Genomic DNA, 24,641 nt, shown 5'->3' with positions numbered 1-24,641 from the left:
TCGGCTCCTTTATTCCGACCTTGCTAATAAAAATATTGAATGAACATGTTTAATTTTTAGCAATTTATGCAGCAATCCATGCTAACAAAAATGAAAGACAGTCGCCTAGAGTACTAACTGCTGGGCTCTACAATGTTAGAGCAATGTCAGGGGAACGGTCATAAGTTAAACATTAGCTAAGTTTGGCAAAAAAAAAAGTAAATAAAATCATCAAAGTGAGAGCTGTAAAACGTTTGCGCGGTTTTTGCCTCGGTTTACGTAGAAATGTGAGTCAACTGGATGATTATTGAGCAAGGTGTTCTGTGGGTAACAACTAAGTGCATTAGTTCAGACTATGTGATTGTTGTATTTGGATGTGAGGTATCATTTAGCCGGTGTGTTGTTTGACAATCTAAAAGTTTAGACGACACTAAAGTTGAGGTTAATAAGCCTTTAAAATATATATAATTGCCGCGGTAAATAGAACTTAGATTCTGTCGTGGTATTGAGACTCGAGCGGTTGGCTAATTAAGCTCGTTATGACTGATTGTTTTAAGGACACAACCATGAATCTAACAATTCGCAGCCGCCTTTATGTGCTCTCAATAGCACCATTACTGATTATCGCCCTGAGCTTAATGTACATTACTTATGTCGAGGTATTGGACTTAAGTCATGAGCAGACTCAGGAAGCTCGTACAACCATGATGGACATGAAGAAAACCGAACTTCGTTCTTACATCGACATAGCAGAAACCGCCTTGATCCCGTTAACAAAAAGACAAGCTTCATTAGAAGAGGCTCTAGAGGTGCTACGGGGCATTAAGTTTGGTAAAAGTGGTTACTTCTTCGGATATAACAGTAAAGGCGACCGTGTTTTACTCGGTTCTCAAAACAAAGGAATTGGTGAAAACTTTTGGACTTCAAAAGACACCGCTGGCAATTCTTTTATCCAAGACATCATTAATAATGCTAAAACTAAAGAATTCAGTACCTATTACTTTCCAAAACCAGGCCAAAGCGAGTCTCTTCCTAAATTAGCGCTCTCTGTTTATTTTCCTCAGTGGGATCTCGCAATTGGTACCGGTTTTTATACCGATGATATCGATGCCGTCGTCGCGACCATGGATGCAAGAGCAGACAAAAAGGTGAATGACGCGATTATAAAGATAGCGATCATTGGCCTTGTTATAGCGGGTTTTGTTCTTGTGGTTGCGGTTATGGTAAACAGAAGCATAATGAGACCGCTAGAAGTGTTCGAACAGTCCATTAAGTCATTTGCCAACGGTGATGCCGACTTAACTGCGCGAATGGAGAAATTCAGCGTGCCAGAATTCGGGTCGTTAAGCGGTAACTTCAACCTATTTGTTAAAAGCTTACAAAATATCATTAAGAACGTATCCGATGTGAGTATTCAGGTAGTCGGCGAAACGAACGATATGTCGCGCAGAGCGTCTCAAGTTGACAAGCTCGCATCGGGTCAACGTGAAGAAACAGAGCAAGTGGCTACTGCGATGACCGAAATGACCACCACTGCACATGATATTTCAGCCAACGCCAATCAGGCCGCCCAGTCTGCAAAAGACGCAGATGATAATGCGATTAATGCCAATAGCATCGTTGTATCGGCAGCGAGATCCGTAGAAGCGTTAGCGGAAGAAATCTCTCAAGCGAACAGTGTGATTTCAGATCTCGAAGGAGACGTTAAGAATATATCTTCGTCACTTGAGGTGATCCAAGACATCGCAGAACAAACCAACCTTCTGGCATTGAACGCAGCGATTGAAGCCGCTCGAGCTGGGGAGCAAGGCCGAGGTTTTGCCGTGGTTGCAGATGAAGTTCGTAAGCTGGCTAGCCGAACTCAAGAGAGTACCGGTGAGATCCATAAAATGATCGAGCAGCTTAAAGCCGCATCAGATGCAGCAGTAAGTGCAATGAACTCAAGCCAAGATAGAAGCCAAAGCACGGTTGAAGAAGCGAACGCGGCAAGTAAAGCGCTTGATCAAGTGCAACAGTCAATTCACGTAATCATGGATATGAATGCGCTTATCGCTACCGCAACAGAAGAACAAAGCATCGTAGGGCAAGAGATCTCGGAGCGAATCGTAGTGATTTCAGATCAAAGTGCAAGTTCAGCCTCATTAGCTAATGAAAATCGTTCGGGTAGTAAAATACTCAATGGTAAAGCAAACGAACTATCAGAGCTGGTAGGCCGATTTACAGTGTAAAATTTGTCAGGCTCTCTTGATAGGCAATAGGAAAAGCGAGCGGGTATTGCTCGCTTTTTTATTTCGTGCTGTTACGGCACTTGAGTGCTTCCTTTGAGCCAAACGGGTATGCTTTCCTTTAAACCACATTTTTTATAAGACATTAGTTTGACAAACGTCACATATGGTCAAGACTAAAGAGAAAGAAATTGAATATTACGCCTAATTGCCCGAGAGCAAGCGTGTAGTAATTCAATCAACCACAAATAATAACAAACGTCAGTTGTCCATCGGTAGCTTGCTATCATTATAAGGACGTCTGAACATGAACCTAACAATCCGAAACCTCTCTATAGCGCCTCTCATTATCATCTCCTTGAGCCTGATGTTGTTAACGTATTATGAAACCAATAAGTTAACAGATAATCAAATGGCCTTAGCTCGTGACAACATGATGGAAATGAAGCGTGATGAGCTAAAAGCCTTCTTAGAAATTGCCAAAACAGCCCTAAAGCCAATTACCGATACGAATGGAACCTTAGAAGAAGCATCGGTGGTGCTTAAAAGTATTAAGTTCAGTGGTAGCGGCTACATTTTTGGCTATGACTCCAAAGGGATACGGGTGATCCAAGGTCAGAGTGACACAGGCGTTGGCAATAGCTATTGGGATCTACAAGACAGTAATGGAACTTATCTAATACGAGAGCTACTGAAAAACGCCAAAACTGGTGATTTCACCACCTATTTCTTTCCAAAACCCGGTGAAACAACGCCACTACCCAAGTTAAGCTATTCTGTTTTCTTCCCACAATGGGATTTAATGATTGGTACGGGCTTTTATACTGATGATGTGGATAAAACGATTAACGAAATGGCGGCAGCCAGTCATGAGCAGTTAAATCGAGCCATTATGAATATCATTATTATTGGTTTGGTGGTCGTCGGGTGTGTTTCATTGTTAGCAATGCTGGTAAATAGAAGTATTTTGAGACCACTGGCGATGTTTGATGAGTCAATTAAGAGCTTTGCTGGTGGCGATGCCGACTTAACCGCGAGAATGCCAGCGTTCAAAGTGCCTGAATTTGCGGAGCTTAGCCGTAACTTTAATCATTTTGTAGAAAGTTTGCAGCTTATCATTACTAACGTCACGTCTGTGAGTGAACAAGTGGTGTCAGAAACCAACGACATGTCTGAACGCGCCTCTAAAGTCGATACCATTGCTGACGGGCAGCGAAGTGAAACAGAACAAGTCGCAACGGCGATGACCGAAATGACAACGACGGCTAACGACATTTCCAACAACGCGAATCAGGCTGCAAGCTCGGCGAAAGATGCCGACGACCACACCAAACATGCCAATCGTATTGTTGAAGCTGCGGCAGAGTCTGTCATTGAACTAGCGAACGAAATTTCCAATGCAAACGAAGTGATTTCTAGGCTTGAAGGGGATGTGAAAAATATTTCTAGCCTACTAGAGGTGATTCAAGATATTGCCGAACAGACTAATCTCTTAGCGCTTAACGCTGCCATTGAAGCTGCAAGGGCAGGGGAGCAAGGTCGAGGGTTTGCGGTCGTGGCGGATGAAGTCCGAAAACTAGCAAGTAGAACCCAAGATAGTACCGGCGAAATTCACAAAATGATCGAACAACTTAAGTCTGCCTCTGATGCTGCGGTCAGTGTGATGAATTCCAGTCAACAAAGGAGCCAAGGTACCGTTGAGGAAGCAAAAGCGGCCAGCATCGCACTAGAGCAAGTGCAAGAATTCATTCACAACATTATGGATATGAACGCGTTAATTGCGACAGCGACCGAGGAGCAAAGTATCGTTGGGCAAGAAATATCTGAACGTATCGTGGTAATTTCGGATCAAAGTGCAAGTTCAGCAGAACTGGCAAACGAGAACCGTTCGGGAAGCACCGCTCTAAAAGGCAAAGCCAACGAACTCGCCCACTTAGTCGATAGATTTACGGTATAGTTACCGTGTGTCCGAGCCCTAGCAGGGAATTCTTTCGCTAGGGCTATTTTCTTCCGCTCACGACGACTTAACCCTGAGTTAAGCTACCTCCAACTCGTGCCCTATCTAGCGTTGTGCTTTAGACATTCAGCATTCTCAGTCAGAAACCATAATTAATAACGCGATACAGTTTCTTCGTGCTTTTTAGTCAAGGAGAGACAAAATGAATACACCGATGGCAATTTCTAGTTTTTTGGGCTGGTTCTTTGTGATTGTATTCGGCTACCCGCTTGCATTAGTTGGATTACAAATAGCCATATTTGATAAACGTCAGCGTGACAAAATAACCCGATGGTTCAATATCGTGTGCGCATTCGTGGTGGTCGCGTTGATTGTTATGCACATGCAAACAGAAGTTATCTTTGGTAAAGAATTACTCGATGCATGGTATAACCGAACGGGCTCAGAATAATAGATAGACTCAGAATCCAGTCAGCGAGCGACGCAAAGAAAGGTATGTAAATACATACCTTTCAGTCGTTTACGTTACGCAGCAGTAGAGACTCAGTGTGACGTTTTTTCATTGTCACAATGTGAGTCATCGGCGGTGTAAAATGCGTATCTATAAACTGACGTTGATATGCCCCCTCAAACCAAATATCCATGCGTCATCAGACTTAGAATTAAAAGGAAGCGAGTTGATATACTGGATGTTAGGAGTGAGAGATACCGGGCCGAAGTTTATTCGATAATAGATCTCTGAGTTGTAGGTGTCATCAAGTGAAGCGTTGGGCGACGCCCAGCCAACGGCTAAACCCAAGGTTCCATCCCAAACACCCAAATAGCCAGTACCGGCAACGACAGATGATTTATAAAGAGCTTCAGGCCCCTTAGCTACCCCAGCCCTGAAGAATGGCACCCATTTCCCCATTTTGTAAATCGTTGACCAGTTAGCACCATAATTATCACTGGCTTGTTTTCTAGGGCCATCACTGTGCCATACAATTAGGTGAGAATTCTGCATATAAAACGCTTCTTTAGATGGAACCCAGCCCAGTTCTAATGACTTAAAGTATTGAGTATCTTTAAAGAAATTGCTGACACCAATAAAAGGTTCTGTTGAGTCAGCTTTTGCATCAGAGAAACTCACGTAAGAATAGTAGTTATCCGATAACATGTGACGCACAGAGGCCCCGAACGTCGATTCATCTGGAATAGCGATCGCGCCTGCACCTGTGCTGAATGTAGGTTGGAAAATCCTGAATACGGGTTTCCTAATGCATAAGTGTCGACGTAATCCGTACTGTCTAAAAAACCGACCATCAGTTCAGTATCTTGGCTATTAAACTCTTGTTTCCAATACAGGTTAGTTAGCCTTAACCCGATGTCACTAAACGCGGGTTGTATCAAGCCAAAACCACCGATATTGTTCATCACGTAGTTAGAAGGAGAGTCCTCAGTATAGGAGTGCTTATGGTCGACTCTTATTCGAAATGACCCCTTATCTAAAGTGGACTCATCTTCTAACGCTAGCCAATCTAACGTTATTCTGGCAATACCCGAAGCCGCGCTATTATCCTTCCCTTGAAGTGGATCACTAGAAGATAGACCAAACATATAATAATCACCGACCACACTTATCGGTTTATGCTCAGAAGAGGTGACTTCAGCTGAAATCAGTAGGGTATTAGCCGCGACAAAAGTCATAAGTAACTTCGATTTTGATAGACATGTTTTGTTCATATCAATAGCTTCCTGTTTTTATTGGCTACTGAGTTGTACGACTTAGCTCAACCGTATTATTGAATGATTTTAAATGGAGCAACCATTAACGCTGAGATGACCGGTTTCTTCACCTAAATAATGAGTAATTAATTATCTAGGCACATTAAAGGGTAATATTTGTAAAGAACGTTTATGGACAGCGGGCCGTTTTAAGGGCTTTATGGTGCTTTTTTTGAAGAGGTTTCGGTGGGTTTTGGCTTGGCTTAGTTGGGAGTGGAGTGGAAAAGGCAAAGGAAGCGAGCACGGCAAAGAACGTAGCTAGCCTGACTGCCGATCTTAACTTTGTTCGTAGCGATACATAGTATGTATCGCTACGCTGAGATATGCAGTCGTGACAACATTGTTCAGGTTTGCTAAGGCGCTTTGCCTAAATAAACATGCCAATTATTATAAATGTCTTGGTAGTTCATCTCACAGAATGCTTGTCTGTCTTCAAGGCCGTCTTCCCCAATCTCATCGAGTAACGTTGAGTATTGCTCGGGATCACTGCCATAGACCAAGCATAGTGTTTGGAAGTAACGTTGTAAGTTAAAGCTGTGTTCATCAATGTATTCTGCTGCTTGAATATCTTGGGGCATGTCCTCACTTTCAAATGCAAACATGTCTGCGGCACTGATGGCGCTGTCGGCTCCATTATCAACGTATTCGATCATCATCACCGCTGCCAGGTTATCCGCAGCATCTTCTTCTTTGCCTAATATAGGGATATTCTTGTCTGCAATATACGCGTGCGCTATTTCATGGAATAGAGTGTGAAGAACGGTATCGATAGCCCCATCTTGAGCTGATTTATTGAATTTTTCATCGTATTTGTTTTTGGAAAAGTAATGATTCGCTTCGGCCATAAAGTGATATGGCATTTGAATTGTATTTGTTTCCGGGTTAAACAATGGACCATCGTCAGAGCCGTATTCAATGGTTAATGGGTTATCAAATGGAAAATGCGTTTTCCCTAGCTCGACAACTAACTCGTTAATTTGGCTTTCTTGGAGCTGGATAAGACTTGCTTTATCATCACTATTTGTTGGCTTTAGATAACTGACAGTAATGTTGTTAGCCAAAGTAGAGAATGAACTGATTGTGGTGATGGCCAGTAAAGCTTTTGCTAGCTTTTTCATTGGAAGTCCTTTTGAATGTGAGCTAACTAAAATTTGACTTTAAAGCTTGATAAAGTCAACATACCAGCGCACAAAAATTGTGCATGTTTTAACTTGGAGATAAAAATGAAGGCGAAGCGTTCAATATCTCAACCGAATAACATCGAAAGCCACGATGGCGATACCGAATTCGGTCGAGGGACAATTAAAGACAACGCATTGAAAGCGGTTGTGACGAGTAAGCTATTTACAACAAGAGTAGAGAAAGCCAAAAAAGGGAAGGGGAGTTTCAAGAGAAAAGGAAAACATAGAGGCGAAGAGCCCTATTCAAAAGTCGCTTAATCGCGATGTTTGAATAGGGCTTTTTTTTGGTCATTCACGTCTAATCACATCATTTAGCACTATTTAAACCGGTAAACCTTGGAAAAGTTGGACAAATATCATTGAGCATCTAGATTAATATTATAGATTAATTTTATAGGCGCCTAAATGGTCTTTTCTCGTGGGTTTTCTTATAATTGTTCGCTATTCATCGCTGCATTTTTGCTTCCTACTTGTTGGTTACCCACCTCTGCTAATGATGTCTCTTTGTGGGTTCAACCCATTGAAACTGATAGCCCGGTAAATACCAATATGGCACGGCTGGGGTGGACCGTTTTTAACGATCCTAAACTTTCTAGCAACCATCTTATTAGCTGTGCATCTTGTCATGATCTTAGTTCAAATGGTGCGGAAGCTTCCTCTGTTTCTACGGGGGTAGGAGGTCAGGGACCAAGGAACTCAATTACGGTTTTTAATGCGTCGTTAAATTATCGTTTTTTTTGGGATGGCAGAGCGAACTCACTTTCGGAACAAATAGATGGCCCAATACATAACCCTCTAGAAATGGCCTCTAGCTGGCCGTATATCGTTGAGTACATGGAAAGCTCTACCCAATATCAACGGTTATTTGAACAACTCGACTTGGAGATTAACGAGGAGCATATAAAACAAGGCTTGATCGCCTTTATGGAAGCCTTAGTGACACCCAATGCCCCATTTGATCGATACTTGAACGGTAATTTATTCGCCATTGATGACGCCGCAAAAAGAGGGTGGAACTTGTTTCAAACTGTTGGCTGTATTCAGTGCCATCAAGGCCCTAATATTGGTGGCAGTATGATCCAGAAGTTTGGCTACTTTGTTCCGCAACCCGGTGCTCTTGATACAGGCAAGCATTTAGTGACGAATAACAGCCTAGACAAGTTCTATTTTCGGGTTGCCAGCTTGAGAAATGTCGCCATTACCCCACCATATTTCCATGATGGCAGAACACAACGTTTACAAGAAGCCATAGACATCATGGCAAAAGGACAGCTAGGCGTGTCTCTCCCTCCTGATTCTGTTAAAGACATTGAAGCGTTTTTAAAATCCCTAACGGCACCGCGTCCATACATACTAGAGGTGTTTGAAAGTGAATAGGTCGCGATTGTATAACCTAATTTGTGTCTTGTTACTCTTTGGGAGTTTAGCTTTGTCGATACTGGCTTATAGCAATAGTCAGTATATCGAGAAGACTCAGGTAAAGCTTTCTCAGATTGGCATTGAGTTGATTATTCAAAGAGACAATATCCTTCATCGAAATGCATCCAGTGATGTAAGGGCGTTCGAACTAACCAAGCATTTGGTCGAGACAGAAAACCAAGCACAAAAGTTGGTTAAAGAGACCCAAGATTTTGGCCGTTTTTCATTACTCGACTCTTCATCAGCGGTGCACAATACTGCACAAGAATTTGCTTTAGAACTCAGAGAACAAACTCAGAAAATAGACATGCTGGTTGGGTTACAGGTGGCAAAAAAATACACCCTATTTCGATTACACTCATTTTTGGAAGGAAAACTGGCATCGTATAAAAAAGAGAGTTGGTTGGAATGGCAACTTTTTAACTTCATGGATCAAGTGATCGGAGACTCGATTCAAGACAGCCAAATTCGATTGTTTTCCACTCAACTGAGTGAAATAGAGCAGCGTATTCAGGGTGTGACGCAAGACATCGTTGAACAGCATGGGTTTGTGTTTATTGGCACGGCAGAGCAAAAGCTGTATGACCTTAAGCAGATGGAAACCTTATTGGCAGGGAGTACGCTCTTGTTGAGCTTTTTCTTGATTGCGTTATTGGTCGTCCACAATATCCTGTACCAATTGAAGAAGCTTCGGATTTTAAACCAACGGCTTGCCTTTCAATCAAAACAAGCGCAAAAAGCGGCGAAAGCTAAGGCAAACTTTTTGGCAACGATGAGTCATGAATTAAGGACGCCAATGAACGGCGTGTTGGGGCTTTCTGAAATTGTGTTGAGTGAAACCAAAGAGGATTCAACGAAGGAAAACATAAAGTTGATACTCGAATCCGGCCAGCATTTGGTGACACTATTAAATGATATTCTTGATTACTCGAAGGTAGAAGAGAATAAACTGAGCTTTGAGAAAGTCCTATTCGATATTACTGATGTTATTAAGCCGGTAATCAGCGCGGTGTCTCCGCTAGCGAATGAAAAGAAACTGGAACTGCTGATTGAAAATAAAGTGGACGCTGAGGTGCAATTTGAAGGGGATATCGCACGCATTAGGCAGATTGTCTTCAACCTTGTCGGCAATGCCGTTAAGTTTACCCAACAAGGTTATGTCCGAGTTCGTGCCGAGCAGCGGGATGACCCCGAGCGTTCGCTACAACTGACAGTAACCGATACCGGTGATGGGATTGCGCAAGATAAGCAAAGCGTGGTGTTTGAGTCATTTGAGCAGGCTGACTCTTCGACCACACGCAAATTTGGCGGAACAGGACTAGGGCTTGCCATTGTTAAGCGCTTAACACAACTGATGGGAGGACGAATTGAACTGAGAAGCACCGTTGGTTTAGGCAGTTCGTTCTCAGTCATACTACCCATTCGGTCCGTCGTTAGATCGACCTCAACCGAAGCAACGGCGAATATTTCCGTTGACCCTAAGCCCGACTCTAAATCATTGCAAATATTGTTGGCTGAGGACAACCGAGTAAATGCCATCGTCGCAAAATCTTTCTGTCTCAAGCTGGGTCATTCGGTTGATATTGCAGTGAACGGCTTAATTGCGACACAGATGGTGCAAGAGAAATCATATGATTTGATTTTGATGGATAATCACATGCCTGAAATGAATGGGGTTGAAGCGACTCGTTATATTCGACAAGAATTAAACTGCGAGACGGTGATCTTTGCGTATACTGCGGATGTATTTAGAGAAGCACACGACAACCTGATTGCCTCTGGTGCTGATCATGTCTTAACCAAACCGTTGCAGCGTTCCAGCTTTAGCGATGCCTTAAGTCAATTCTCCAATCGGTTGACGTTAGATGAGCATTTAGGCGAAAACAAGAAACAACGCAGGCATGAAACTGAGCACGATGGTCAGCTCTTACAGCGTGAAACGCTTGAGCGGCTAACGCTAACGGAAGAAGAGTTAACACACAGTAAAGCGCTTCAATTGCTAGAACAAGATGAAGAGGCCTACCTCGCGTTAATTGATGAGTGTGCAGAGAAGTTTGACGATGGTATTGAGGCTCTGATTGTTGGTTATATGCAAACTGACTTAGACAGCCTTAACCAGAGCCTTGGCCAGTTGAGTGAGTTCGCGAGTAGGCTCGGACTGACAAATATGGTGGGTTTGCAAAACAGAATTAAAGCCGATCTAGCAAGGGGGCAATTGCCCGAAATAGATCGACTTCAAGAATTAGTCAATCTTATGGCTGTGAACGTACATCACGCGCAGCGTATGAGAGAAACTAAAAATCAGCAGCTGGATCGGCAATGAAATAATGCGATCAGTCGCTCTAAAGCAACACAATCCCACCCCAAATAATTGCCGCGATGAACAGAGCAATCATTACGGCCGCAGAGCCTATGTCTTTTGCGCGGCCACTGAGCTCGTGATGCTCCGGCCCAATCCTATCTACGACCGCTTCAATTGCAGAGTTAAGTAATTCAACAAGTAAAATGAGAAGCAGGGAAACAATCAGCGCTATTTGTTCCAGCTTGGTCACGGGTAAGAAAAAGGTAACCGGTACAAAAATGACGAGCAACGCGATTTCTTGTCTGATAGCGGCTTCGTTTTTCCACGCAGCTTCTAGCCCTTGGATTGAGTAACGTGTAGCGTGAAATATTCGAGTTAAGCCTGTAGCTCCGGGTTTCATTGTATTCCTTGTTAAGTCGCGATGATGCTTGGCGTTGTATTGTAAATGATCTGTCTGTAAAGGCTAGTTCAACGTGCTGCTTTGGTACCCTCCAGGCTTAATAGGTTTTCTTTTAGTAAGGTTTATTGTCGCCGGTACTAAGTACATACTTATTCCCCAAGATAGCTTGGTCAGTTGAATTATGTCTAACTTGGGTGGCAAGTTATTATATAATGACACTGATTTAATATTATTGAACAGATTACTTATGTGACAAGGTGTTTATTGTTTCTGTAATATTACGATTGTCTGCATTAAATTGAATTTATTAACCAGTGCGGAGCCTTTATTAATGAGTTAATTGGGTTTTTGAGTTTAAACGATATATAAATCTTTTTGTGATGAGCTTCTCATAGTGTGGGGCTATTTGTGAACGAACGCGAATTAATCAAAGAATGAAATGACGTAAATTATTAATATTGACTTGTATCAATAAGAAATTATTCATCGCATCAATAATCGTAGAGGGAATAATAAAAACATACGGAGTTGTAATGAGTGAATTTCAGGGTAGCGATTATCAAACACGTCGGAAGAAGGCCAAAGAGTTTGATACACGTTCAGAGTACTTAGAGCATGAACTGACTATTATGGATTTACGCCGTTGGCGAGTCCATTTACCTTTTAGAGACTTTGGTATAGAAATTGAAGACTGGGTTCCAGCCATTGCCGCAACGATAGGCAAAGTAGTGATGGTAACCGCAATGGTTGCCGCATTTGCCGCTCAATTTGGCTTGTCGCCAGAGTTCGTCGCAGAAAATGTTCGTTTCGAGTTATTAATCGCAGGTGTCATCTTTGTTGTATTCTTTTCTGCGATTATGAACCCGTTAACCAATCTCGCGGGAACTCATGGACCTATGATCCCCTTAATTCCACTTATTGCTGCGGCTGGTGGTCACCCGTTGGCATTGGGAATAATGGTCGGGGTATTTGGGCTAATATTAAGTGCAACCAAAGGTGGGTCTAAGCTCGTTAAATTAACGGGAGAAGGGGTGAGAGGTGGGCTGTTAATATACTTAGGTTCAGTAGGGTTAATTGGTCAATTAAATAAATTTGAATCTTGGTCTGTTAACGCAGGGCTTGATGCCGTTTCTTTCATTGTGATTAGTGCCACCATTGTTATTTATGCGTATTTAGCAAAAATAGAAAAGAGATGGCTTGCGATTCCGCTTTGTTCGTTTATTGCGGGAGTCGTCGCTTATTTGATGGGGGTTCCATTTGAATTTTCTACCAGCCCAGGGCTACCTAATATGAGCCCATTTTATTGGTGGGGTGAAAATACGGGGTGGCAATTAGGCTGGCCAACGCTAGAGCATTATATAGCGGTTATTCCGTTTGCGATTCTCGCAGTAGCCATGTGGTCGCCGGACTTTTTAGGCCATCGAGTGTTTCAGGAGCTTAATTATCCGAAGAAAGCGAAAGGCGCATTAATGGATGTAGACGACACTATGACGGTTTGTTCCATTCGTCAGATTGTTGGAGCCGGTTTAGGGGGGGGGCAACCTTGCTTCATCTTGGGGAACGTACATGATCCCAGCGGCTATTGCTAAGCGCCCGATCCCTGGTGGTGCTTTACTGACTGGTTTTTTATGCGTATTTGCCGCTGTACTGGGCTATCCGATGGATTTAGCCATATGGGAGCCGGTTTTACGCGTTGCATTACTCGTGGGCGTATTTTTACCGTTGTTGGAAGCGGGAATGCAGATGGTCAAAAATGCACGTAACTCCCAAAGTGCTGGCATCTGTATGTTTGCTTGTGCTTTGGTTAATCCCGTTTTCGGTTGGGCCATCACAATGCTGCTCGATAATATGGGGTTAATTGGCAATAAAGAACGTACGGCTTCTTTATCTCGTACTGACCGCATTGCTATCCCATTAACGGCCGTCATTATTTGTGTCGGCGCATTGGCTGTCGTGGGCCAATTGCCAGGAATTCCTGCATTATTGTAAGTTCATAGAAGAACAGCAAGGGTGAGGGCCCTTGCTTTTCTTCTGTTTCGTGTGAGATAGGCCGTGACCTATGACGGCTAGCCTGTATAAATCGCTGAGTCTTTGTACGCTTTGTGTGAATTTTCAGCAAACAGTTGAGTTTTAGGAGAAAAATTCAAATTAGGGCTTTTCTTTCTCGGTCGATGTGGCATTATCTATCTCGTACCAACGATGTGCGTGCATCGTATAATGGCTATTACCTCAGCCTTCCAAGCTGATGATGCGGGTTCGATTCCCGCTGCACGCTCCAACTTCTCCTTTCTCGGTACAATTTTCCAAATTAAAAAATGAAACGCTTAAGTGCGTTTTTTGCGTATCTGTTGCATTGAATCTACAGCGACCTTTCTTACGATGCCTAAGTCTATTGTTTGGTATTTTAATAGTCCTTCCCTTTTTGTCTGCGTAAGTCTCCTTCTTTTTTTTGAAAGCGCTCTACTGATTGAGATGCTTGCAACATTACTCACGACGTTATAATTGCTTACCTCGTTAGCAATCGTACTTACTTAACTCAGGGCGCAAAGCTTCTGATTTCTAGCCTCTGGATTTAATCCCTCTTAAATGATGTAACAAAGTCTCTTCATACATGTGAAGTGTACTAAATGAGTTTTAAATAAGGAACTCATTTAGTACGACGCTCTTAGATCTCGTTTATCTATCTCTAATCCTTACAGTGATTGAATTGCTCCTTTCAATGATGTTCGTTGCGTTTTAACGAGAATAGTTTTCATTTAGTATTTGGGTGGTTATGGATTAAGTGGTAGAGATTTATTAAATGAATAATTTAACAGTGGTAGGAACCGCGATTGCTGCGCTTCTGGGAACTTTACCTGTGGTTGCAAATGATAACGTCGATGAGACGATGATCGTGCAAGCAGCCCGAGTAGGGAAAGATATTAAAGACATTCCACAGAGTATGGATTCTCTAACGTCAGAAGATATGGAGACACAACGATATCGGACCGTTTCCGATGCAATAAAGTCGATCCCAAACATGTCATTATCTGATATTGCAGGGGACTACAATTATGTTCAAGTTCGAGGCCTACCAAGAAATTTAGAGCAAGCTAACGTGCCTATTTATGTCGATGGCGTGCCGCAAACTAGCTTGTATGGATTGAATTTATCATTGGTAGATGTTGAATCTATCGAATTCCTAAGGGGACCTCAGGGCAATATATATGGTAGCAATGCCCGAGATGGCATTATTGTCATTACGACGAAAAAGCCTGCTAATGAACCAACGGCCAGAGTGAAGCTTGGTGCCGCTAACTACAATGAAAAGAGTGCTCAGGTCTTAGCGTCAAGTCCACTAATTGAAGATGAGTTGAGTGCAAAAATCGCCGTCAATCACTTACAACGTGATGGTTTTGTTTATAACACACATTTAGACAAGCCTGTTGATGATAAAAAACAAAACAATATAGCGATAAGTTTATATTGGACCCCGAATGAGGATTGGTCGGCAACGTTGTATATGGATTATGGTGAAACTAAAGGAGGTGCGTACCCATATGTGCCTGAGACATCAAAACCAAGCCGTGGTGACGATCTTAAGACTGCATTTGATGTAGAAGGCCTCTTTGACCAAACGTCAAAGGGCGCCGCGATAAGCTTAGATTGGAATATTTCCCGTCAATGGACATTAAGCTCTGTTTCTGGATATCGAAACATCAGTTCTTTCGGTAGGTTTGATGCTGATCTAGCCGTTACACCGGATGCCACATCAACGTTGATCGATACATGGATAAGGGAAAAAGATTATTTTCAAGAGCTTAGGCTCGTATCAACACCTAGCGAGCTACCTATCGATTGGATTTTCGGCGCAGCATATTACAAAGTAACGGAAGATAATAATCAACAATTTGCAATGAAAGTGTCTAATACGGCGTTGACGAAAACGAGAGGTAATTTTAGCCGAGATAGTTATACCGCTTACGTTGATGCAAATTGGCGCTTTGCACCCACATGGTCACTTAATCTAGGTGGACGCTATACAAAAGAGAATTATGATATAGATTCTTCTTTTTCAAAGCCATCGGTGACTCAGGGTAACTATAACACGGACTATTCGAAGTTCATGCCAAAAGCCGCTTTATCAAAAGATTTCGGGCGAGATCACACGGTCTATACAAGTTATGGGGAAGGGCTTTTGAGTGGTGGTGGCAGTTGGATGTATGAGGAAACTACCTCTTCTGGAGAACGATTGGGTTACGGGAAAACTTATGCTCCGGAAACAAGTAAAGTCTTTGAAGTTGGTTATAAAAGTTATTGGCTTGATCGTTCGGTAATGACCAATATCAATCTATTTGATGCTCGAGTAGAAAATTTTCAATACGCTTACCCAGATGCCGGTGGTAATACTCGTATTGCAAGTATACAAGAAGTTCGTTCTCGGGGAATTGAAGGGGCTGTCTCTGCATTATTGACCGACGCTTGGCAAGCTGCCCTAAGGTTTGGTTTTAATGATGCAAAGATCACTAAAGTGGACGGTTATACCGGGGCAAGTATGGCCGAAGGCAATCGAGTGCCGTATGCGCCAGATCACAATGTTCACGTTGAAACGACATACTTCGCTGATATCAACGATGATTGGAGCTTTACGCCTACGATGAGCATGGGGTATTTCGGAAAAGTGGCTCAAGATGGGCGAGGCGAAAAATTCCAAGAACCGTACTTTGTTGTCAACGCCAATCTTGATTTTTCATATCGTGACAATTACTCGGTCCGTTTATGGGGGGCTAATTTAACCGATGAACGTTATCAAACTTTCTCTTTTGGCTCGTACAGTACTTACGGAGAACCATTAAGGTTTGGGTTGGATTTAGAGGCAAAATTCTAACTAAGCAACTTTGAGCATGCATTCGCTCATTTCATTTCAGGCAGCATGCAATGTGCTGCCTTTTTTGCGTTTAAAAAAGGATTTATTATGCAACAAACAGATTCTCACCCTTTAAAATGGTTGCTCAATCAATGTAAGGTACAACAGTGGATGCTTTGGTTAGCGGTTCTATTTTCGTTGACCGCTGCTGTTCTTGCCCTTGGACCTTATTATGTTGTTTATTTAATTGTCGATAAACTGTTAGTGGGCGCAGGTTGGGACCAGCTTTGGTCGCTATCGGTTATTGCGTTTACCATCATGGTTGCACGTTACGTATCTCTATTGATGTCAGTTTATTTGTCCCATCATTGCGCTTTTCATATTCAATATAATATTAGGCTCTCGGTAATAAATCGCCTTTCAAAAATAAGACTCGGCTTTTTTAGTCAAACAAACAGTGGAGAGCTGAAAAAGAATCTGACGGAAGATATCGATCGGATCGAGGTATTTATTGCACATCAACTCCCTGATTTGGTGTCCTCTTTTATTATCCCATTGGCGACTTTTATTTTGTTATTGGTGATTGACACTAGAATGGCGCTGATCGCATTAGTACCAATTCCGTTAGCTATTCTATGTCAGGCTGTGCTGTTTAAGGACTATAAGTCGAAGGCTGAGCAATATCATGAGTCCGTTGAAAAACTAAACAGCTCTGTGACTGAATTTATTAAAGCTATGCCCGTTGTGCGTTTATTTGGTATTGGTGAGCACTCTTATAGCCAGCTAGACAATGATATACAACACCATAAGAACTATATTGAATCATGGACTAAAAGTGCGGGTTGGCCGTTTGCTTTATTTAAAATCGTTCTTAGTTCTGGGCTTGTCTTTCTGGTGCCTTTCGGCTTGTATTTTTGGGCTCAGGGTTCGTTAAGTATCTCTAGCTTTCTACTGTGCATCTTGCTTGGTGTGGGTATGTTAGAGCCGCTGTTTAATCTCACGTTATTAAGTACCTATCTTGGGCAAGTATTTGAAGGTGTTGCGCGTTTAATAAGAATAGCCAATTTACCGGAAATGGAAGGCATTGCGAGTCAATCCGAAATACATCGGCATGACATAGAGTTTAAAAATGTCGACTTTTGCTATGAAGAGCAGCAACGCAAGGCGATCAATGATGTTAGCTTCACGTTACCTTCCGGAAGTCTTACTGCTATCGTTGGTCCTTCTGGGGCAGGGAAAACCACGTTGGCTTCTTTGTTAGCAGGTTTCTGGCCGTTGACTGGAGGCGAAATTCTTATTGGCGGGGTCGCTTTATCACAGATGTCTGAAGAGAAGCGTATGGATGCCATAGCAATGGTTTACCAAGACCCTTTTGTATTTACTCAGTCGGTATCGAATAACCTTTCGATGGGTAAATATTATTCAACAGAGGCGATTGTAGCGGCAGCAAAATCGGCAAATGCTCATGATTTTATTTGTAAGCTTCCTGATGGGTATGACACCGTGATCGGCAAAGATACACGACTTAGTGGTGGTCAAAAACAAAGGCTATCCATTGCACGCGCGATATTGAAAGATGCACCAATCATAATTTTGGATGAGCCGACCTCTCATTCCGATGCTACAAATCAAAAGCTTATTCAAAGCGCCTTGAACAAACTGATGATAGGAAAAACAGTGATCATTATTGCTCATCGTCTGGTCACGATTCAGCGGGCAGACCAGATCCTCGTTATAGACGAAGGGAAGCTTATTGAGAAAGGGACGCATGATGAATTGATCGCACTTAATGGCTTATATGGTTCAATGTGGCGTACCAGCCAAAATGCTCAAAAGTGGTCAGTGACCAACAAAGCAAAGAATGAGGAAATGAATTGTGCTTGATCAAATAATGCGTTTATCTGGTTGCTCGATGGCAACGATTGGGAAAAATATAGCCGTAACGATAGCTGATGCGGTAACAATGATTATTCCGAATTTTTGTGTGTTCTTTATCCTTACCGAAATGTTGGCTCCAACGCCATCTATAAACAACCTCTTTTTTTATTGTGGTTTAATTGTTGTTTGTTTGGTCGCCCGGCTGATCGCAGTGAAAATGACGTTCACTACGCACAGTGAATTTAGTAGTCGTTCCGGTTACAAAATGCGTAAAGATATGATGAGAAAGCTCACTCACATTCCATTAGGTTCATTACTCTCTATGGATTTAGGAAAGCTCAATAATACTTTATTAAAAGATGTTGAGTTTACAGAGCATACATTATCTCACGTTATTAGTTATGTGCTCGGAATTGCCTGTGTTCTTGTATTGTTAATGGTTGGTCTATTCATATTTGACTGGCGTTTAGCGTTGAGCATGCTGATCGGTTTTCCTATAGCGATCGTTATGTTCGTGGTTTTGTCTCGTTTAAGTCAACAGGGGAAAAGTAAACTGTTTCGAACCGCAGACAAATTAAGTAGCGCAATCTTTGAGTACATTATGGGAATACGAGTACTTAGAGCGCATGGGCAAGCTGATGGAGAGTTCCTCGAACTTGACGACAAAATGAAAAGTGCACGAGACGCTCATCTAAAATATGAAATGAGAGCGAGTTTAGCCCCAGCCGCATTCATTATTTTTTCTGAGTCAGGTTTTGCCAGCTTGATCATGTTTGGTCTTTATTTTATCGGGACAGAAACGCTTCCAATTACTGTTTTTTTGTTATTCTTACTTGTCTCAATGCAATTCTATCGCCCTCTCACGCAACTTGCCATTTTACTGACTCAATTTCAATATTTTAAGATTTCTATGTCTCGTATTGAAGGGGTATTAGAGCAAGAAGAACTGGAGGAAGAGACTGAGACTGTACTGAAAAACGAAGGTCATGAAGTGAGTTTCAATAATGTGCACTTTAGTTATCAAGATGCACCGTTTTTCAATCGTATGAATGTTACTTTTCCTGAGCGCTCTGTAACGGCGATAGTAGGACCGTCGGGATCAGGTAAATCAACAATGATGAGTTTGCTTGCTCGTTTTTGGGACACGGATGAAGGCACCATCACTATTGGCGGAAAGAATGTAAAAAACATGAGTCAAACCGAGATCTCTGAACATATTAGTATGGTTTTTCAAGAGGTTTACCTTTTTGACGATACTATCTATAACAATTTGGTGATGGGACAAGAAATTTCATCATCAAAATTGGAGATGGTTTGTCGTCAAGCTCAATGTTGGGAGTTCATTCATCGTTTTCCGGAAGGATTACAAACGATTGTCGGTGAGGGAGGGACGAGACTTTCTGGTGGTGAAAAACAACGAATTTCTATCGCCAGAGCGCTGATAAAATGTGCACCTATTGTTCTACTTGATGAGGCGACTTCGGCTTTGGATGCGAATAATGAAATGCTTGTACAAGGAGCTATTTCCTCTTTAGTGAAAGACAAAACAGTGATCGTCGTGGCTCATAATCTGTTGAATGTGGTCCATGCTGATCAGATAGTTGTCTTGGCTAATGGCAATATAGAAGCGATTGGTACCCATAAGCAGTTGATGAAATCGTCCAATGTATATAAAACACTGTGGAATGACCAGTTAGAATCGCAAGGCTGGGTTGCTTAACATATTGTTTTTATAAGCTTATCTCTCGATTCTAACATTTGTACAACTATTAACCCAATTGATAATAATTATCATTTGTAGTATTTTCAAGGGCTACTCACTAGAGAATAAAAGCTAAGAGATGTAATCATGGCCTATGTAAAAAGTAACGTTCAGTCTGCTTTTAAAATGTGTGAAGGGTTTGAAGGGGGCGGCGAAAATCGACTTGCGGATTATGCAACAACAAAAGTCGAGCTCGATGAAAATGTATGTTTAGGTCATGGTTACATTGTTGAATTAGCTCCTGGCCTAAATATCACCTACAGTGACGTTACTTTTAATAGCCCTACTAGCTTTAAAGAGGTTGCGCAGGACTACTTTGGAGCATGCCTCGCAATTGAAGGAGAGGTTGAGGTATTAGTATCAGGTGAGAAAGAATCGATAATTATAGATAAAGATAAGGCGCTGTTTTTTGTTTGTCACGAAGGGGAATTGGAGTTTCGTTACGATACATCTCGAGTGAAGTTTATAAACTTCTGTGTTCCCAAGGCAATGATGGAGTCGTTATTTGAAGATGGTTCGGGTGCACATTTTGAAATTAATCGATTTGAGTCTGTTCAAGTGACCTCTGATATTGTCAAGAACGTAGATGAAATCTTTCGTTCTAAACTAGGAAAAACCGCCAACATTCTTTATTTGCAAGGTAAAGTGTTGGAACTGCTTGCCCTTATTTATCACAACATGCACCGAGAGGTAAATATATGTTGTGGAATGACGCCGCGAGACATGGATTGTATTCAGCTAGCGGCTCGAATTATGGAAGAGCGTATGGACTCGCCTCCATCATTAATCGAGCTGTCCCGCCAAATTGGTATTAACGACAACAAACTGAAGAAAAATTTTAAGATGGTCTTCGGAGATACTGTGTATGGGTTTTTATCCAATAAGCGCATGGCTAAGGCTGGAGAACTCTTGGCTGTGGGTGATCTCTCCGTTCAGGAAGTGGCGCATATTGTTGGATTTAAACACGTAGGACACTTTTCAAAAAAGTTTAAAGAGCAGTACATGTGTAGCCCAAAACATTACCGACGAAAATCGGTTCACGTAGGGTAAAAAAAGGCTCAAGCATTGCTTGAGCCTTTTTTCTATGCGCTTGCTAGCTCGGATTTGTGTACATTTTTTGTTAACTGAAGGTAGCTTTGAGTACCTAACAACAACGCAGCAAAGGTAAGTCCACAGGTGAGCAAGAGCCAGATATGTTCGATGTTAGGTTGGTCAACTAGCCAACCTTTGACTCCAATTAAATAACTGATAGGTATAATGACAATCCAATAGACAAACAACACCGTCACTAGAGGTCGCACAAATTCTTCTAGGCCACGTAAGATACCTGCGGCGACCATTTGTATTGCGTCGACGAGCTGAAACATCGCAATGAAAATAATCAGGCTCGAAATGAGCGTTGTTACTTCTGGATCATCGCTAAACCAAGGTGCGATTTGATTACCAAACACTAAAATGAGTACCGTCATGATCCCTCCATATAGGGTTGCTATGGTGAGAGCTGCGATACCAGAACGTTTAGATTCCAATGGCAAAGTCATTCCCCTATATTTGGATACCTGAATGGTCGCGGCACTGCTTATTGCTACCGGAATCATGAATACGACCATAGCAATATTTATGGCGACTTGATGTGCAGCGATCACTTTGGTGCCAAGTGCCGAAGCAAAGAAAGCTAACGCAGTCAGTGCCAATACTTCTAGGATGAGCGCAATGCCGATCGGTAAGCCCTCTAGCATTAAGTTTCTTGCTTCCGAGTTCTCAAAGTGGATATGTTGATGAGTTGTGGATTTAAGTGACTTTCTGGAAAGGGCGAATAGACAAATAAGAGCACAATACGTCGTGATTGCCGTTGCTACCCCACAACCTAATCCTCCGAGTTCTGGTAACCCTAGATAACCATTAACAAGAACAATATTGAGAACGCTATTGAGCATCAACAGTAGAGCCCCAGTAACTGCAATCGGTAGCATTTTTCCCCGACCTTCATTGAAAAATCGATAAAGAATCATATAAGTAAGACCGGGTACGGCGAAGGCAACAGCGTGAAGATAGTTTTGACTTATTTTTGCGACCTCCTGATCAGAGATGATATAGGGGGCTGAGAAGGCACAAAGCTGTAATGCAATGAATCCAATCACAGACAGCGCCGCGGCATTACGTTTACCCATAGCCAACAATTTCGCGCAAGCTGCATTATCTTGTTTAGCATCTGCCGCTGAAAACTTCGGGACCAACGCGTACATAATGCCCGTAATAAGAATGGCGATAGGAGTCCATATGTTACTAGCCAGTCCCACCGCTGCGAGATCCTTGTAATGGTATTGTCCGGCGAGAAGGGTGTCGACGAGTCCTAGTGAAGCTTGGCATATTTGGATAAACATTAGTGGTAAAGAGAGTTTGATTATCTCTTTATAAATCGGTGTTTTCTTGTTCATGTATTAATCCATGGTTAAGTTATGTTGCTCGATTTCGGTATTGTGGCATGTGGGAAACAATGTTTTTGTCATTATGCGGAGCAATATATTCACCCTACGGATTTGATAATGGATATCATTAGCATTTGGGTAATATTTGTTTAACCTGATGATCTTTTAAAACATTATTGGGACATCTCACGTGTTAGTAGAACAAACTTCTCCGCTTGAAAGAGAGCAGGGTGCCCATTACTTCCTACTTCCCGTTGGGCGCGATGTATCGGAGTTTTCAGCGTTAAACTCACGGCCGATACAAGCTTTGGACAGGGAAAATGTACAGGCATACGTTCGTCACCTTCTCTCAGTCGGTGCTTCAATGACCGGCCAAGGGTACGTTGAATGCAACGTTTTGATGGATGAACAATGGCATACAGCTTCACTCGAATGGTCACTTCGACAGCAGAAAATAAAACAGTTCTGTTTTGAAGCGGCTGCTTTACCGAAGAAAAACGTACGCACGATAGTGAGCTTTGATTCCAAAAAACCAAGTGAGCTTCATGTGTTGCTGGGTTTAAATGCTGATGCGTTGGTTGTGTCGTTAGGCCGTGACAATGTTATCTACTTTACGGACGGTTATGATGCGAAAGAGATCGAACTGTTTATTCAACATTGTGAGAGCGAGGATTTACTTGGCAACGTATTTATGGTGGGCGAGACGAAGAAATGCAATCCCGATCATTCGTTGTACTCAACTTTCCGCAACCAAGCGCTTAGTAATCCGAATAAATTAGCGATCATATCCACCAATGTGAAATGGACATACGCTGAACTTTTGGCTGAAACTGAAGCGATTATTTCTCAAGTCGTGCCATACCTAGAATCTAATGATCCAATTGCGCTTTACTTGGAAAGAGATGTCTATCAAATCGTGGCGACATTAGCTTGCCACGCACTGGGTTGTGCGGCTGTCCCTATCTACTACGACACACCGCTTGAGCGCGTAAAACAACAGTTATCGCTTGTTGAGTGCCAAAGTATTATCACTTCTGTTGAAAAAGCGAATGAGCTACAAAGTAAAACAAATGTGATAACGATTGAGTATCTACTTGAAGCTAAGAATCAAAGCACTAGTCGTCAAATCAGCCCTCAACAACTGCGGCCCTTAGCGCTGGAAAAGCCTAGCTATGTGTACTTTACTTCGGGTTCAGAGGGGATGCCTAAAGGGGTCGCTCTTCCCGGGCTAGCCATCGCGAGAATCATCGACCAACCTAATTTTTTAGGTCCTATGACGGAGCAAATCATTAGTTATATTGCTAACCTGGCATTTGATGCATCAGCATTGGAATTGTGGGGAGCGCTGTATAACGGTGCGACATTGGCAATATTGAATAAAGATGAGGTGTTGGATGTTGAGTTGCTATCGCGGAAGTTGAGGGAATTCAACGTCACAACCTCGTTTTTCACTTCAGGTTTGTTTAACCGAATTTCCGATGCAGATGCGTTGATCTTTGACTCTCTTTCTTACGTGATGTTCGGAGGAGAAAAGGTGTCGGTTTCTCATGTGCAACGAGCGTTGAGTCTAGCTCCGAATGCTCAGTTTATTCATTGTTACGGTCCAACTGAAAACGGAATTTTTACCACGACACACGTTGTCGAATCCAACTCCGTGAACTATTTGAAAGACATCCCAATTGGAAAACCAGTAACAGGGACATACGTTGCTCTTTTAGATAATGACTTTATGCCCGTACCACAAGGTAAAGTTGGTCAGCTAGTGTGTTTTGGTGAAGGTTTAGCAACAGGATATGTGGGTTCGAAGGGGCAAACGGAAGAAAAATTCATTGATTTTAAAGGTCATAGAGGCTATTTGACTGGTGATTACGCCCGCTTTTCTGCAATGAACAATATTGAATTTGTTGGGCGTGTGGATTCGCAAATCAAGCTGAATGGCTTTCGTATTGAGCTGGGCGAAATTGAGAGTGCAATAAGGAATCATGCGAAGATATCGACGGCTTATGTTCGTTTAAGTACGCAGAAACGCCAGATCCAAGCATTTATTACAAGTGGTTCTGACGTAGATATTGATGACGTTCGCCTTATGCTTTCAAATATGCCGCACTATATGCAGCCTACTGATATTTGCTGGGTTCCTAGCATTCCTCTTAATCCAAATGGCAAAATCGATCAGAAAGCGTTGGATGCCATTATTGATCAAAAACGCGCTGTTGAGCCGATTGAAAGCGTATCTCGGACCATGCGCAAAGTTTTATCCCTCTATGAAGCACTGCTATGTGCTCCTGTCACTCGTATCGATTCGTCATTGTTTGAACTCGGTGGTAACTCACTTCACTTAATGCAGCTCTTAACGGAACTGCGCGAGACGTTTTCTCACAGCATTGAACTGTCATTTTTGGCCGAAAATTCGTCGCCTGTTGAGGTATGCGATTGGGTTGAACTACAGCAATGGAATCAAATGGAAGATGACACGACTGAAGAATGGACGTTTTAACA

The 24,641-nt window shown here is 42.4% G+C and carries 14 protein-coding genes, 1 tRNA gene and 2 pseudogenes; 13 read left to right on the top strand and 4 right to left on the bottom strand.

Annotation, left to right across the window (positions count from 1 at the left end; genetic code table 11):
• The first annotated feature begins 545 nt into the window (after positions 1-545).
• The 3 genes from VTAP4600_RS18350 to VTAP4600_RS18340 all read left to right on the top strand — a co-directional run bounded on the left by VTAP4600_RS18350 (position 546) and on the right by VTAP4600_RS18340 (position 4,612).
• The gene (locus tag VTAP4600_RS18350) at positions 546-2,207 is read left to right on the top strand and encodes a methyl-accepting chemotaxis protein (RefSeq protein WP_102524246.1); all 1,662 of its coding nucleotides are present in this window, start codon (positions 546-548) and stop codon (positions 2,205-2,207) included.
• Between the two features lie 304 nt (positions 2,208-2,511).
• Positions 2,512-4,161, top strand: a complete 1,650-nt coding sequence (locus VTAP4600_RS18345; protein WP_102524245.1) for a methyl-accepting chemotaxis protein — start codon at positions 2,512-2,514, stop codon at positions 4,159-4,161.
• Positions 4,162-4,363: 202 nt separating this feature from the next.
• Positions 4,364-4,612, top strand: a complete 249-nt coding sequence (locus tag VTAP4600_RS18340; RefSeq protein WP_102524244.1) for a hypothetical protein — start codon at positions 4,364-4,366, stop codon at positions 4,610-4,612.
• 150 nt (positions 4,613-4,762) lie between these two features.
• Here VTAP4600_RS18340 and VTAP4600_RS26630 read toward each other — a convergent pair.
• Positions 4,763-5,847, bottom strand: a pseudogene (locus VTAP4600_RS26630) (carbohydrate porin).
• Positions 5,848-6,278: 431 nt separating this feature from the next.
• Positions 6,279-7,043: a DUF4344 domain-containing metallopeptidase gene (locus VTAP4600_RS18330; RefSeq protein ID WP_102524243.1), complete on the bottom strand. Its 765-nt coding sequence runs from the start codon at positions 7,041-7,043 to the stop codon at positions 6,279-6,281.
• Positions 7,044-7,148: 105 nt separating this feature from the next.
• On the opposite strand from VTAP4600_RS18330, the gene VTAP4600_RS18325 reads away from it, so the two are divergent.
• The 3 genes from VTAP4600_RS18325 (at position 7,149) to VTAP4600_RS18315 (ending at position 10,848) form a co-directional block, all read left to right on the top strand.
• On the top strand, positions 7,149-7,364 hold the full coding sequence (locus tag VTAP4600_RS18325) for an alternative ribosome-rescue factor A (protein WP_102524242.1): 216 nt from the start codon (positions 7,149-7,151) through the stop codon (positions 7,362-7,364).
• A 147-nt stretch (positions 7,365-7,511) separates the two neighbouring features.
• Positions 7,512-8,483, top strand: a complete 972-nt coding sequence (locus VTAP4600_RS18320) for a cytochrome-c peroxidase (protein ID WP_102524241.1) — start codon at positions 7,512-7,514, stop codon at positions 8,481-8,483.
• Between the two features lie 52 nt (positions 8,484-8,535).
• On the top strand, positions 8,536-10,848 hold the full coding sequence (locus tag VTAP4600_RS18315) for a hybrid sensor histidine kinase/response regulator (protein WP_102524240.1): 2,313 nt from the start codon (positions 8,536-8,538) through the stop codon (positions 10,846-10,848).
• A gap of 19 nt (positions 10,849-10,867) precedes the next feature.
• Here the strand turns inward: VTAP4600_RS18315 and VTAP4600_RS18310 are convergent, their stop codons facing one another.
• Positions 10,868-11,227: a diacylglycerol kinase gene (locus VTAP4600_RS18310; RefSeq protein ID WP_102524239.1), complete on the bottom strand. Its 360-nt coding sequence runs from the start codon at positions 11,225-11,227 to the stop codon at positions 10,868-10,870.
• 533 nt (positions 11,228-11,760) lie between these two features.
• Here VTAP4600_RS18310 and VTAP4600_RS18305 point away from each other — a divergent pair.
• The 6 genes and pseudogenes from VTAP4600_RS18305 to VTAP4600_RS18280 all read left to right on the top strand — a co-directional run bounded on the left by VTAP4600_RS18305 (position 11,761) and on the right by VTAP4600_RS18280 (position 20,763).
• Positions 11,761-13,216: pseudogene (locus tag VTAP4600_RS18305) on the top strand (DUF3360 family protein).
• A gap of 214 nt (positions 13,217-13,430) precedes the next feature.
• Positions 13,431-13,505: transfer RNA gene (locus tag VTAP4600_RS18300), tRNA-Gly, on the top strand.
• Between the two features lie 522 nt (positions 13,506-14,027).
• A complete protein-coding gene (locus tag VTAP4600_RS18295; RefSeq protein WP_102524238.1) occupies positions 14,028-16,094 on the top strand; it encodes a TonB-dependent receptor in 2,067 nt (688 codons plus the stop codon).
• Positions 16,095-16,181: 87 nt separating this feature from the next.
• Positions 16,182-17,957 carry an ABC transporter ATP-binding protein gene (locus VTAP4600_RS18290; RefSeq protein WP_172443174.1) on the top strand — a complete coding sequence of 592 codons (1,776 nt, stop codon included), beginning with the start codon at positions 16,182-16,184 and terminating at the stop codon, positions 17,955-17,957.
• On the top strand, positions 17,950-19,671 hold the full coding sequence (locus tag VTAP4600_RS18285; protein ID WP_102524236.1) for an ABC transporter ATP-binding protein: 1,722 nt from the start codon (positions 17,950-17,952) through the stop codon (positions 19,669-19,671). Before VTAP4600_RS18290 ends, VTAP4600_RS18285 begins: the two co-directional genes overlap by 8 nt.
• A gap of 129 nt (positions 19,672-19,800) precedes the next feature.
• On the top strand, positions 19,801-20,763 hold the full coding sequence (locus VTAP4600_RS18280) for a helix-turn-helix domain-containing protein (RefSeq protein WP_102524235.1): 963 nt from the start codon (positions 19,801-19,803) through the stop codon (positions 20,761-20,763).
• Positions 20,764-20,795: 32 nt separating this feature from the next.
• Here the strand turns inward: VTAP4600_RS18280 and VTAP4600_RS18275 are convergent, their stop codons facing one another.
• On the bottom strand, positions 20,796-22,151 hold the full coding sequence (locus VTAP4600_RS18275) for an MATE family efflux transporter (protein ID WP_102524234.1): 1,356 nt from the start codon (positions 22,149-22,151) through the stop codon (positions 20,796-20,798).
• A 181-nt stretch (positions 22,152-22,332) separates the two neighbouring features.
• Here VTAP4600_RS18275 and VTAP4600_RS18270 point away from each other — a divergent pair, with 181 nt between their 5' ends.
• Positions 22,333-24,639 carry a non-ribosomal peptide synthetase gene (locus VTAP4600_RS18270; RefSeq protein ID WP_145958596.1) on the top strand — a complete coding sequence of 769 codons (2,307 nt, stop codon included), beginning with the start codon at positions 22,333-22,335 and terminating at the stop codon, positions 24,637-24,639.
• The last annotated feature ends 2 nt before the right edge of the window (positions 24,640-24,641 follow it).

It is taken from the genome of Vibrio tapetis subsp. tapetis (genome assembly GCF_900233005.1).
Lineage (GTDB): Bacteria > Pseudomonadota > Gammaproteobacteria > Enterobacterales > Vibrionaceae > Vibrio > Vibrio tapetis.
The sequence above is the reverse complement of the archived record's forward strand: the minus strand, read 5'-3'. Positions and strand labels throughout refer to the sequence as shown.